This is a genomic window from Flavobacterium sp. AC105 (genome assembly GCF_979258495.1).
The window spans coordinates 5,470,570-5,484,303 of sequence record NZ_OZ409860.1; the positions used below are offsets into that span (position 1 = coordinate 5,470,570).

At 33.4% G+C, this 13,734-nt stretch carries 12 protein-coding genes; 6 read left to right on the plus strand and 6 right to left on the minus strand.

Annotation, left to right across the window (positions count from 1 at the left end):
• The first annotated feature begins 9 nt into the window (after positions 1-9).
• The 6 genes from ACZ0AH_RS22715 (at position 10) to ACZ0AH_RS22740 (ending at position 4,140) form a co-directional block, all read left to right on the plus strand.
• On the plus strand, positions 10-1,224 hold the full coding sequence (locus ACZ0AH_RS22715) for an aminotransferase class V-fold PLP-dependent enzyme (RefSeq protein WP_463478000.1): 1,215 nt from the start codon (positions 10-12) through the stop codon (positions 1,222-1,224).
• Between the two features lie 12 nt (positions 1,225-1,236).
• On the plus strand, positions 1,237-1,662 hold the full coding sequence (locus tag ACZ0AH_RS22720) for a hypothetical protein (protein ID WP_463478001.1): 426 nt from the start codon (positions 1,237-1,239) through the stop codon (positions 1,660-1,662).
• 2 nt (positions 1,663-1,664) lie between these two features.
• Positions 1,665-2,090 carry a SufE family protein gene (locus ACZ0AH_RS22725; RefSeq protein WP_463478002.1) on the plus strand — a complete coding sequence of 142 codons (426 nt, stop codon included), beginning with the start codon at positions 1,665-1,667 and terminating at the stop codon, positions 2,088-2,090.
• A 106-nt stretch (positions 2,091-2,196) separates the two neighbouring features.
• Positions 2,197-2,520 carry an SUF system Fe-S cluster assembly protein gene (locus ACZ0AH_RS22730; RefSeq protein WP_053472865.1) on the plus strand — a complete coding sequence of 108 codons (324 nt, stop codon included), beginning with the start codon at positions 2,197-2,199 and terminating at the stop codon, positions 2,518-2,520.
• Between the two features lie 80 nt (positions 2,521-2,600).
• On the plus strand, positions 2,601-3,110 hold the full coding sequence (locus ACZ0AH_RS22735) for a DUF2480 family protein (protein ID WP_463478003.1): 510 nt from the start codon (positions 2,601-2,603) through the stop codon (positions 3,108-3,110).
• Between the two features lie 79 nt (positions 3,111-3,189).
• Positions 3,190-4,140, plus strand: coding sequence for a DUF3078 domain-containing protein (locus ACZ0AH_RS22740; protein ID WP_463478004.1), 951 nt, complete (start codon positions 3,190-3,192; stop codon positions 4,138-4,140).
• A 75-nt stretch (positions 4,141-4,215) separates the two neighbouring features.
• Here ACZ0AH_RS22740 and ACZ0AH_RS22745 read toward each other — a convergent pair whose 3' ends face one another.
• The 6 genes from ACZ0AH_RS22745 to ACZ0AH_RS22770 form a co-directional block, all read right to left on the minus strand.
• A complete protein-coding gene (locus tag ACZ0AH_RS22745; RefSeq protein ID WP_463478005.1) occupies positions 4,216-5,250 on the minus strand; it encodes a hypothetical protein in 1,035 nt (344 codons plus the stop codon).
• A gap of 93 nt (positions 5,251-5,343) precedes the next feature.
• Positions 5,344-6,573: a GTPase HflX gene (gene hflX, locus ACZ0AH_RS22750; RefSeq protein ID WP_463478006.1), complete on the minus strand. Its 1,230-nt coding sequence runs from the start codon at positions 6,571-6,573 to the stop codon at positions 5,344-5,346.
• Positions 6,574-6,760: 187 nt separating this feature from the next.
• On the minus strand, positions 6,761-7,621 hold the full coding sequence (locus ACZ0AH_RS22755) for a hypothetical protein (protein WP_463478007.1): 861 nt from the start codon (positions 7,619-7,621) through the stop codon (positions 6,761-6,763).
• Between the two features lie 136 nt (positions 7,622-7,757).
• On the minus strand, positions 7,758-9,107 hold the full coding sequence (locus ACZ0AH_RS22760; protein WP_463478008.1) for a DUF5689 domain-containing protein: 1,350 nt from the start codon (positions 9,105-9,107) through the stop codon (positions 7,758-7,760).
• A 19-nt stretch (positions 9,108-9,126) separates the two neighbouring features.
• The gene (locus ACZ0AH_RS22765; protein ID WP_463478009.1) at positions 9,127-11,952 is read right to left on the minus strand and encodes a carboxypeptidase-like regulatory domain-containing protein; all 2,826 of its coding nucleotides are present in this window, start codon (positions 11,950-11,952) and stop codon (positions 9,127-9,129) included.
• 293 nt (positions 11,953-12,245) lie between these two features.
• Positions 12,246-13,463 (minus strand): MFS transporter, encoded by a 1,218-nt coding sequence (locus tag ACZ0AH_RS22770; protein WP_463478010.1) that lies wholly within the window; start codon positions 13,461-13,463, stop codon positions 12,246-12,248.
• Positions 13,464-13,734 lie beyond the last annotated feature (271 nt).

Below are 13,734 nucleotides of genomic sequence, written 5' to 3' on the forward strand. Positions count from 1 at the left end.
AAATAAGACATGCTAGATATCCAAAAAATAAGAGCTGATTTTCCAATTCTTACCCAAAAAGTAAACGGAAAACCTTTAGTATATTTCGACAACGGGGCAACTTCGCAAAAACCACAAATTGTGATTGATGCCGAGGTCAAATATTATCAGGAAATAAATGCCAATATTCACCGTGGCGTTCATACTTTAAGTCAATTAGCGACTGATGCTTACGAAATTTCTCGTGGTAAAGTGCAACAACATATTAATGCCAAATTTGCTCACGAAGTTCTTTTTACTTCGGGAACAACATTCGGAATCAACTTGGTAACCAACGGTTTTGCTTCCATTTTAAAACCTGGTGACGAAGTTGTTGTTTCTGCTTTAGAACATCACAGTAATATTGTGCCCTGGCAAATGTTATGCGAAAAAACCGGAGCAACTTTAAAAGTGATTCCGATAAACGAAGACGGAGAATTAATTTTAGAAGCTTTTGATGCTTTGCTTTCAGAAAAAACTAAAGTCGTTACCGTAAATCATATTTCGAACGCATTAGGAATCATCAATCCGATAAAATACATTATTGAAAAAGCACACGCTGTTGGCGCTGCAGTTTTAATTGATGGTGCGCAGGCTGTTCCGCATTTAAAACCGGACGTTCAGGATTTAGATTGTGATTTTTATGCTTTTTCAGGCCATAAAATGTGCGGTCCAACCGGAACCGGAATTTTATACGGAAAAGAAGAATGGCTAAACAAACTTCCTCCTTATCAAGGTGGCGGCGAAATGATTAAAGAAGTTACTTTCGAGAAAACAACTTATGCTGATCTTCCTCATAAATTTGAAGCCGGAACCCCAAATATCGCTGGCGGAATTGTTCTGGGAACTGCTATTGATTATTTAAACAATATTGGTTTTGAGAATATTCAGCAATACGAAAACGAACTTTTAGATTACGCTACAAAACGATTATTGGAAATTGAAGGTTTGAAAATTTACGGAACCGGAAAAAATAAGGCATCAGTAATTTCGTTTAATATTGACGGAATTCATCCTTATGATGTAGGTTCCATTATTGATAAATTAGGAATTGCAGTTAGAACGGGACACCATTGTGCACAACCAATCATGAATTTCTTTTGTATTCCGGGAACTATTCGTGCCTCATTTTCTTTCTATAATACCAAAGAAGAAATTGACGCGATGGTTGAAGCGGTTAAAAAAGCAAAAACCATGTTAAGCTAAAAAAACATTTTTATGAGAATATTATCTTTATTGCTATTAGTTATTTGTATTGGAACAGGCTGTTCAAGCCAAAAAAAAACAGATATGACAGGAACACAAATTGAATACACTGCCATGTCACGCGGACTATATAAAAGAATTGTCGTTCAGGATCAAAAGGTTGCCATTACAAACGGAAGAGATACCGAAGCTATTGTAAGCCAAATAGATAATGCGAAATGGAATAAAATTGTATCTGAATTTGAAAAAATAAATCTGGATAGTCTCCCAACTTTAAAAGCGCCAACAGAAAAACGTTTTCATGATGGTGCCGCAATTGGGAATTTAAAAGTGATTCAGAATCCTAAAACTTACGAAACAGCAGGTTTTGACAATGGTTTTCCTCCAAAGAAAATCGAAAAACTTGTAAATTTGCTGGTCGATTTTATGAAAGAATAATTATGACAATAAAAGAAATACAAAACGAAATAATAGACGAATTTTCGATGTTTGATGATTGGATGCAGCGTTATGAATACATCATCGAATTGGGAAAAAGTCTTCCGTTAATCAAGGAAGAATATAAAACCGACGAGAATTTAATCAAAGGATGCCAATCGAAAGTTTGGCTGCAGGGTGAACAAAAAGATGATAAAATTGTTTTTACTGCAGATAGTGATGCTATTTTGACCAAAGGGATTATCGCAATTTTAATTCGTGCTTTCTCCAATCAAAAAGCAACTGATATCTTAAATGCCGATATGGATTTTATTGACGAAATTGGTTTAAAAGAACATTTATCAGCAACTCGTGCAAACGGTTTGGTTTCGATGATAAAAAACATCAAAATGTACGCTTTGGCTTTTGATGCAAAAAATAAAAATTAAGATTCTTCTGCCACAAATTTCACGAATTCGCACGAATTTTTTAATACGCAAAATGTTAATTCGGGGAATTTGTGAAATTCGTGGCGAAAAAATAACAAACAAAAATATGGAACAAGAAATAGACACAAACGAATTAGGAGAATCAATTGTAAAAGTTTTAAAAGGCATTTACGATCCGGAGATTCCTGTAGATATTTATGAGTTAGGATTAATTTATGATGTAATGGTCAATACTGATTACGAAGTAAAAATCTTAATGACTTTAACGTCTCCAAACTGTCCGGTTGCGGAAAGTTTACCAAGAGAAGTGGAAGAAAAAGTAAAAACAATAGAACACATAAAAGATGTTGATGTTGAAATTACTTTTGATCCGCCGTGGAGTAAAGATTTAATGAGCGAAGAAGCAAAATTAGAATTAGGAATGCTTTAATTAGTCATAAAGCCGAAAGTCATAAAGTCGTAACGAAACATACTTTATGACTTTCGACATTCGACTTTAAGACTTCATGTATGGAAGAAATAATCAATAAAGTTGCCAATAGCGCTTTAGAAGTTTTTGATCTGGAAGATTATTATCCAAAGGGAATGCGTGTGCAAATTGACATTTCACAATGGCTTCTGGAAGGATTTTTATTGAAAGAAAAAGACTTTAGAGAACATTTAAAAAATCACGATTGGTCTCAATATCAAGATCAATACGTAGCTGTGCATTGCAGTACAGATGCTATAATTCCGGCTTGGGCTTTAATTTTAGTAGCGGTACAATTGGCGCCTTTTGCCAAAAAAGTAGTCAATGGAACTATTGAAGATTTAGACGCCAGTTTATACGAGGAAATTTTAAAAAATCTGGATTATTCCGCTTACACGAATAAACCGGTTATTGTAAAAGGGTGTTCTAAAAAACCGGTTCCTATGCGCGCTTACATTTTGGCAACGACTTATTTGCAGCCTTTTGCAAGAAGTATTATGTATGGAGAAGCCTGTTCAGCAGTACCTTTATACAAGGAAAGCAGGAAATAACCTACTTTATTAAGAATTAATCCTGAATTTTTTAACTGTTTTTAGTATCTTTGTTCTTACACATTTAAACTAAACAAACATGAGAAAGATAACGTTATTACTTTTCATCTTACTAAATTTGACTTTTGTTCAGGCCCAAAATTCTGAAAAGGAATTGATTCAGAATACTGAAAAAGCTGTAAAAAAGATAAATGATACTATCGAAGGAGAAGGTTGGAAAGCAAAAGGTACTGTTTCTCTTTTATTAAATCAATCAAGCTTTAATAATTGGATTGCCGGAGGAGAAGATAGCTTTTCAGGAACTTTAGGAATCAATTACGACTTCAATTACAAAAAAGACGATATCACCTGGGATAATAAAGTTTTAGCTTCTTATGGACTTTTGCAAACTAAAAATGCTGACTTCGGAAAGAAGACAGATGACCGTCTCGAGTTCAATTCAATTTTAGGAAAAAAAGCTTTTGGACAATGGTATTATTCTTATTTCCTGAATTTCAGAACCCAGTTTACTACTGGATACATTTATGGCCAGGATGCAAACGGTAAAGAAATCAGAACTGAAAGTACCAAATTTATGTCTCCGGGATATCTTACTACAGGTCCTGGTATTTATTGGACAAAAGACGATAATCTTAAAATAAACTTTGCGCCGTTAACTTCAAAATTCACTTTTGTAGACAGCGCTTATACGACAGGAATAGATCCCAATACCGGTTTGCCCTATGTAGATGGCGATTATTTTGGTGTTGATGCCAACAAAAGCATACGTTACGAATTAGGTTTCTATGCTTCTGTTTATTATAAGCTTGCAATAATGACGAACGTAACGGCCGAAAATACTTTGAATTTGTATTCTAATTATTTAGAAGATCCGCAAAATGTTGATATCAACTATTCCTTGAATATTATCATGAAAGTAAACAAGTTTTTATCTGCAAATCTATCATTCCAGGCTATTTATGATGATAATGCTTTTCAGGGTTTCCAAACCAGAGAAGTATTTGGTTTAGGAATTAACTTCGGATTCTAGAATAAACTACTATATAATTAAAAGTCCCGCAAATATTCGAATTAACTGAATACTTGCGGGACTTTTAATTTTTACTTATTTGGCTAAAGGATTATGTGTTGATTTAATATTTAAGGTATTAAACTTGTTTTGAAGTTTTTTTCCCATTTCAACAAGAGTTTCTCCATCTTCTTTTTTAAATCCATTTTTGATTAAGGCTTCTCCTTCTGTAATTGTTTTTTCTGGCTGGTCCAGATACAAATAAATTTTAGCCAGATTGTAATAAGCAGAATATCGAATTGTTTTATTTGCCTTATTAGATCCGGAATATTTTTCTTTTAAAGATTCTAAATATTTTACAGAAGGCTCTAATTCACTTTCAAGATTCGTAATTGGCACATCTGGTTTCATTTCAGAAAGTTTCTTTACAACCTGATCAATTACAGTTTTATATGCATCGCCTTCTTCTTTTGAAATTAATATCAAAAGTTGTTCATTAAGATTAATCGCTGCTAAACCAAATTTATCATTCAATTTATTTTTAACCTGATTAAGTGAACTTTCTACATATTCTGCCTGTCTTTTATTAAAAAGAGCTGTTTCATTTTTTTTATTATAATCCTGAAGATAAGGCAGATCATGATTTTCTACAGATTTGTAGGGAATCGTTTTAGAAAAATTAAGGACCTCATTTACTACTGGTACTTTTGAATCTGCTGCATAATATACAATTTTAGCATTGCCATTTGTTGTATAATTCGTAACAATGGTAAACATTTCAAGTACCCTTTCCGGAACTCCGTATCGGTTTTTTTCCTCAACGCTATTCTTTTCTATTTCATCATTCTTTTTCTGAAAATCCAGTAATTGTACTTCTACATTTACAGTTCCGGAATCAGCAACTCTTTTCCATCCGTATAATTTAATGAAATCAGATAACAATTTTGTGTTCTTAAAGTTTTCAATAGAACCGGCTGTTTTAACTTTTACATTAAAAGTTCTAAGCTCAACAGGAACAAATACCGAAGGAAGATCCTGATAATTGACATAAAACTCAACAGGAGTTAATTCCATTTTTTGAGCATAAATCAAACTGGAAAACAGAAAAAATAAAAGAAATGGTTTTTTCATAATTTGGTCTGAATTTCTAATATCATAAAAAAATAATACTATTTATAAAGTCAGACCAAATTATAAAATATATCTTAAAATTCTCAATAAATTTTATTCTTCTTCTTTTTCGATTGCATCTTTATAATCCGGATACAAGAATTTATTATATGGGAATCGGGTAATGTGAATCTGACGAACTGCTTCGTAAACTCTTTCTCTAAATTCTTCGAAATTCTCTTTATTAGTTGCAGAAATAAACAGTGCATTATCTTCTCCTAAACGATGCATCCAAGTAGTTTTCCACTCGTCAAGCGTATAATGTCTCGGTGTTTTTTCTGTCATTAAATCATCTTCGTCAATCGTCAAATGTTTATAAGCATCTATTTTATTGAAAACCATGATAACCGGTTTTTCATGTGCTTTAATATCCTGCAGCGTCTGATTTACAGATTCAATATGATCTTCAAAATCAGGATGAGAAATGTCTACAATGTGCAATAATAAATCGGCTTCACGAACCTCATCAAGTGTACTTTTGAAAGAATCTACCAATTGAGTTGGTAATTTTCTAATAAAACCTACGGTATCAGAAAGTAAAAATGGCAGGTTTTTAATGACTACTTTTCGAACTGTTGTATCTAATGTTGCGAATAATTTATTTTCAACAAAAACGTCACTTTTACCAATTGCATTCATCAAAGTCGATTTTCCAACATTGGTATAACCCACCAAAGCCACGCGAACCATAGCACCGCGATTGCTTCGCTGAACACCCATTTGTTTGTCGATCGTTTTGATTTTATCTTTCAATAATGAGATTCTGTCACGAACAATACGTCTGTCTGTTTCGATTTCTGTTTCTCCGGGTCCACGCATACCAATTCCCCCTTTTTGGCGCTCAAGGTGCGTCCATAAACCGGAAAGTCTTGGTAATAAATAGATACATTGCGCCAGCTCAACCTGAGTTCTTGCGTATGAAGTTTCTGCTCTTTGCGCAAAAATATCCAGAATCAAATTGGTTCTGTCTAAGATTTTGCAATCTATAATTTTAGAAATATTTTTTTGCTGTGATGGCGATAATTCATCATCAAATATTAAAGTCGATATTTCGTTTTCTTTTACAAAAAGATTGATTTCTTCTATTTTTCCAGTCCCAACAAAAGTCTTAGGATTTGGACGTTCCATTTTTTGCGTAAAGCGTTTGATAACTTCACCTCCGGCGGTAAAAGTTAAAAACTCTAATTCGTCAAGATATTCGTTAAGTTTTTCCTCACTTTGGTTTTGAGTTACAATACCAACAATGGCTGTTTTCTCAAAATTTATAACTTCTTTTTCTAACATAGCTTTGAATAAGGTGCAAATTTAATGATTTGTAAACTACTAATACTTATAGAATTTAGTTTTTAAGTTCTATTTAAGAAATTACTGCATTCCTTTAAAAAAGAAACCATTTAGAAATTAAGTCAATTAAGGGTTCTAATCTCAATGAAACTTAATTTCTAAATGGCTAAAAATATTGCTAAATTCTTTATTCGTAGATAAAAGTCTTTTCCGTTTTTACGATTCCGTTTTCCTCAATTTGAGAACATGAGATCGGGAAATTCAGTTTGTTGTATTTGTATTTTCTGCTTACAGCAACTAAAGCCGTAGACGACGGACTAAAATTCACTTCATTATTATATGATATTGCTTCAAAACTAAATTCATCTTCGTGATATGAAATCATTGGCACAATAACTTTATAATTATCGCCAAAAAGATTTTGAACAATTAACTGGTCTACAGATTTTTTATCATCAAAAGTATAGGTTTTCGAAATTTTATCTCCAACTAATCCTTTGTGTCTTACCACATTATCATTGGTATAAACGTATTCAATTTTACCATTAATCTGTTTGTTTTTATCGCGGGAAGTACGTCTTACAATATTTCCGTTTTCGACAATATATTCAATATCTTCAACAAGATTTTGGTGATTTGTACTTTTTTTAGTCGTTACTTTTACCCTTGCCCCTTCATAAAAAAAGGTTACTACTTTTGTAATGTAATCCGGTCCTTCCTGATATTTTTTTACAAATTTTGTGATGTTATTGTCGGCATCATAAGTATAGTTTACAACTTCTTTCCAGTCGCTTCCCACTTTATCCTTAACGGTCATGTCTAATAATCCTTTTGGATTGTAAAAGAAATGCTGAATAACATCTGAAGTCGTAATTGTTTCAATTTTTCCTTCCTTAAAAACAACGGTTTTGTTTACAATTTCACCGTCTTTAGAATTTTGGTAATTTGTTTTTACAATGTTGATTTGTTTTAATCGAACAGGAGCATCCTGACTGTGCAAAAAGCATGGAAAAACCATCATCATGATGGCGATAAAGTAGGTTTTCATGTGGTATTTGTATTGATTTGGGATGACCAAAATACAAAATTCCCTCAAATTTTAACAATTTAAAATCCAAAAACTAACATTCACTACATTATCCATTAAAAATCAATACTTTAAATGCATTTTTAAAAATAGAAACTTATTTTTCTCCAAAAATTTTAATATCGTCAACCATAAAAGCGCCGTTTAGGGTTTTATCTTTCCCTGATCCAATGTATTTAAAGGCGATATTAATATTTCCTGAATAAGCAGATAAATCTATTCCGCCGGAACTTATAAATTCACGAGTCGGCGTTGATAACGAAGGAAATTTAGCAGTTAATTTTGTCCATTTTGCTTTAGTAATACTTGAGCCGTCAAAGTTTGTTGAAATATAAACCTCTAAAGAATTCAGTGGAGAATCAACCTTTAAATCATGTTGTGCGCTTCTAAAAGATAGTATCGCATTTTTATAACCCGTCATATTAATTTTTGGCGTAACCAGCCATGCCACATTCTCGGCAGCTGTTGTACTTGTTGTATTAAATTCGGCATAACCGTTGCCGGCATACAACATACTTTTCCAAATTTTTGATGCTTTTTCAACAATATTACTCCAGCCCGGCAGTGTGAAATTTACATTGTTTTTTACCGTTTGAAAATCTTCGGCAAAAAATGGCGTACTTCTTTTTCCGGTCATTACAACATCTTTTTCATACCGAATCATCATTTGATAATCTGATCCAAATTTGGTTAGTATTCCTCTAACTTTCCCGCTTCCTTCTGGTACAAAACCAGCTGCAAAATTGGCATACGCACTTGTCCTGAAAATGATTTGGTTTCCCGTTTTATCCCGTAAATTCCAATTTGTTGATCCGCCTACATTATTTGTTTCTTCAAAATAATGACGACCAATTGCTGCTTCTGTAAACTCAACATCATTGAGTTCTATTAATGTATTTAATTTGTCATCATTTAATGCTTCTTCTATAGAAATTGATTTAACCAATTGGCTTTCATCAACCATTGTGCACGAAGCATTCAATACATTCTTAAAATCATTTTGAGAAACCCTTCCTATTGTTGGATCACCGGCATTACTAACATATAAACTTCCAATTCGCAATCCTCCAAAATACATATCCGTAAATTGATTTTTTAGTTTGATATAGACTTTATTTCCAACCCTGAAATCGATATACGTATTGCTCACATCAATAGGAACGCTAAATCCAATTGCAGGAATTTCTTTGGTTGCTAAGGTTTGAAATGAAATGGTTTTGAAAAAATTGCCTCCTTCATCACTCGATACTACATAAGCTTCGATTATATCATTATAAACATACTGTTTGGGCACAAGACCGGAAACATCACGTACTTTTTCGACTGTTTTATTTACTGTTAAATCAGGTTGTGTACATGCCAATTGAGGAATTTCTGCCTCATTATTACAACTGTAAAAAAGTAAAAATGAAAGTATAAAAATTGAATTTAAGAATCTATTCTGCATAATAAATATGTTTTTAAGGTTATAGGCCAATGGTAAGGTTTACAAAATAAGTCCTGCCGTAACCGTAATAATATTTTGATCCAAAAGATGGTGTTCCACTAGAAATATCCTGGTTAAGCGCTCTAAAATTTGCATTTCGGGCTTGCTCAAAACCTCCCGTTTTGTATGTTATATTCAGAACATTATTAATGCTTGCAAAAAGTCCAACATATTTGCCATAAACACGCCAGGATTTACCGCCAGTAATATTTAATAATGAAATTGGATCAAATTTTTCTTGTTTTAATAATTGAGAAGTTCGCTGTTCTGTCGCTTCCGGAAAAGTAAAACCGCTTTTGGGGTTTACATAAAAACTGGCTGTTCTGGCTATTGCTGAAACATCAATATAACTTTCAGTCAGGTAATTGACATTAGCCCCAATCCACCAGAATTTGGGATCCCGATATTCTAAACCTACCGAATAGGCTTGTTGAGGCATTCCGGGTTGTTTGTAATTTTGAAGATAGGCTTTACCAAAATCAAAACTTGTCTGAGTAATATTTGCATCATTTGTGATCAAAACATTCGGATTACTATCGTAAGTATAATTTCCATAAGCAGCAGAGAAAACAGTCTTTAATGAAGATGAAATTTGATATTCAAAACTTAGTTCTGCTCCTTTATTCTTCTTGTTTAAATGTGTTAAAGTCTGCGTTACAAAAGCATCTGTATTATCATAACCTGCTCCGTTGTCAAAAATTCCTTCGGCATAAAAAAAAGTCGTTTTTGTTGTATTATTGATCAAAGTATAATAAGCCGTTAAGCGCATTTTGAGTTTGGGGGAATGAAAAACATAATTCGCTTCGGCACTGCTTATATTTTCACTTTCGATTCCGTCTACAATTGAATTGTTTAAACGTGAATTTGAAAATGTATTTCGTAAAGAAGGCGCTCTTATAAGATGTGCTCCATTAAAAAACAACCATTGCTTTCCTGAAATTTTATAGGTGAATCCGCCTTTAAAACCAAAATTTTCGAAATTTACTTTTTCACTTTTCCCAAGAGAATTTGTGGCATATATTCCGTTTTGGTACAATCCGTCTCTTTGGTAATTTGACATGGAAAATGATTGTGCCAAATAAAAATCGGTCTTTTTATAAGAGAATTTAAATTGTGTAAAAGCATCAATTGTTGTGGCCAGAAAATTATAATTGTAACCATAAGTATCTCCTGTTTTTACTTGTCGGTTTGGATTTTTTAAATCAGATTGTGACTGATCTCCTTTATAAAAAGAATCAATATCTTCAAAATATTCTCCTCCAAGTAAATCCAGAAGATATTGAAAATTATGCGATTTTAAATTCCGAAAAGTAATTCCGCCATCAAAAGAAATATTGGTTGTAAGCTGCGAATTTAAGTTTGTATTTACTGCAAAAGTTTTGTCATCGGTACGATCTTCGTATAAAACATAACGGCTTTGTGCGGGTTCAAAACCTGTAGTTATTTTATCTGAATATGCAATTGGTTTTTGATTGGCGCGATACATGGCGTCCCAGTCAATTTGAGAATTTTCAAGAAATAGGACTTTGCTTCTTTCGGCATTTTCATAATCCGGAGTAAATTCGCCTGAAAATTCGCCTTTGTCTTTCGCATAAAGCGAACTGAAATAACTGGGTAATTGTCGGTAATAAACAGGATCCGGGCTGTTTGCTTTTTGATAATCTATAGTGCTGTTTCCAACTTTACCAAACTGATACATTGCGCTCGAAGTCAGGTTTGTTTTTTCATCAATTTTAAAATAATGATTAAGCATAAACAATGGTTCTTCGACATTTTTAACTCTGGCATTTCGTTTTTCACCATCCTGAAAACCCCAGTACGAATTGTATTTTTCGTTTGTCAATTGTGTTACTTCAGCTGTATTGGCTGAGTTTTTTCCGCGTGAATTGGGTGTGTAAAAACCAGTAAAATTTAAAGATTGTCTGTCATTTAATTTCTTTTCAACACTAATAAAAAAGGATTCTGCTTTGAAATTTGTTCCTTCAAAATAACCTTCTTCTGACCAGCGTTTTCCTGCCGAAATCGTATATGCCCAACCCGAAGGATTCATACCTGAAGAATATGTTGCGATGGCGCGCAAATTGTATGTTGTATTACTTCCTGAAAACGTAATTTGTCCTCCTTTTCGATACAATGACGCTCGTGTAAATATTTGCTGAGTTCCCAAAACACCGCCAAAAGTATAATTGGAAGCCGCTGCTCCAACCGAGAAATCCTGATTTCTTAGCACATTATTCAAACCGCCCCAATTGCTCCATTGCGGTCTTCCGTCATAAATTTTATTCATGGTCATTCCGTTGAGCATCATGGTTCCGTTTTCGCTGTCTAAACCGCGAACCCTGAATCTGGCCTGACCCCAATTGAATGCTGAAGCTTGCATGAATGCATCTTTTGAAGATTGCAAAAGTCCCGAAGTCATTTCTGAAGAACTGCTGTCATCTGATAAATCACTTTCGAGAAGTGAAATTAAAGCTGCCGGAATTTCATCTGAAAAATTTTCTTCTAATTGAAGTATTCCGAGATCTACTTTTTCATCAAAATTTGAAGTTATTTTTAAAAGTAAATCTTTATAACCCTGACTGTGTATTAAAAGTAATTGTTCTCCGGTAAGAGAAGAATGCAATTCGAATTTTCCGTTTGATGTTGTGAGTTGTGTTATCGCAGAATTTTGAATGCTTACTACAACATTCTCCATAGGATTTTGCGTTTTTGCCTCAATGACTATTCCTAAAAAAGTCGTTTCTTGTTGTGCAAAAGCAAATTTGAAAGACAATAAAATAAAAACCAACACGTAATTTTTGAACATGAAATAACCCAATTTATTTTGATAAATAGTTTCAGATTGAAATTGTTTTGGTTTTAAACAATTCAATCTTTGCATCAAAAGATAAAATAGGCCTCTGGAAAGAGTTTGAAATTCAAATGTAAATCAAAAAGTTAATATATAGGCAATTTCCTGTTAATTTATTTTTGTTTGTTTCGTTTAAAAACGAAAATATTCTAAAGAAAATGAGTGCTTAGCCCCTATAGAAGTGGAAATCCTTTTGTGTAATGAAATGGAGCAAAAGATTACTTCACTTAAAATTTGCAATTAAAAAGCTAAGTTGTTCTAATTTTAGAAACCATAAAAGCAATCAGAACACCAAAGATTCCGATGAAAGCAAAAGAAAACTGAAGTCCGAAAGTTTGCGCAATGTGTCCAATTACTGGAGGTCCCATTAAGAAACCCAGGAAACTTACACTGGAAACAATCGTTAAAGCTTCTCCCGCAGGAACTGAAGGGTTTTTTCCTGCCATACTATAAACGGTAGGAACGATCGTCGCAACGCCTAAACCAACCATCATAAAAGCAATGGTACACGGAATTATATAAGGTAGAAAAACGGCGGTAAAAAGTCCGGCGGAAATCATGACACCGCTAATTTGCATAACACGTTCACGACCAAATTTATTGATCATTCCGTCACCTAAAAATCTTCCGCCTGCCATCATAATCATGAAAGACGTATAACCTAAAACTACTAATGGTCCGGGTGCTTTTACGATATCTTTAAAGTAAACTCCACTCCAGTCAAACATTACGCCTTCGCTTGCCATACTGCAAAAACCAATTACGCCCAACCAAATTAAAGCGGTATCCGGTTTTACAAATAGTTTTTTCTTTTCGGAATTTTTATTTTTAATTTTTTCTTTGGCTTTGACCAAAAATTTAAAGTTAAAGGCAACCATTAAAAGTACAATCCCGCCAACAATTAAGAAATGATGAAACGGGGTTAAATTTAAAGCTAACATTCCTAAACCAACCAAAGCTCCTGTAAATCCGGCAAAACTCCACATGCCATGAAACGATGACATGATTGTTTTTTTGAAAAGTACTTCGGTATAAACGCCTTGTGTATTAACGGCGATATTGGCAAGATTTCCGAATAATCCAAACATAAATAAACCTACTGATAACTGGAATGCTGTAGTTGCCAAACCTAAATTTGCCAGACATAAAACATACATGATTAAGGAGAAAATCAAGATACGATGACTTCCGAATTTGGTTACCATTTTACCGGAAAAAGGCATAATTACCAATTGTCCCATTGGCAGGGCAAAAAGTATAGAACCCAGATCGCCTTCGGTTAAATGTAAGGCGGTTTTAATATCCGGAATTCGGCTTGCCCAGGTTGCAAAACTTAATCCCATTCCGAAATAAAACATTCCAACAGCAAAACGAATACGGTTTAAATAAGACGCTTTTGCTTCTCTATATACTTTCTTGATTTTGCCTTTGGTCTGAAATAACGATAATGGATTGAAGTCTATCAAAATAATGCTTTTTGAATTTATACCATAAAAGTACTAAAAAGGTATTTTATACACTATTAAACCCTACTAGTTCGTGAATTTATAACGTTGTATGTTTATAAATTTTTTTTGATGTGCAAAGGTTCTGAGATGCAAAGGGACAAAGGTTTTTCTGTAGAGGTGGATAGTAGTGCGTTTTTTTGGCCCACGGGTTTGGCGGATTAAACGGGTTGACACGGGTTTTTTTTAATCTTTAATCTGTGTAATCTGTGGCAAAAGAAAACAACGTACT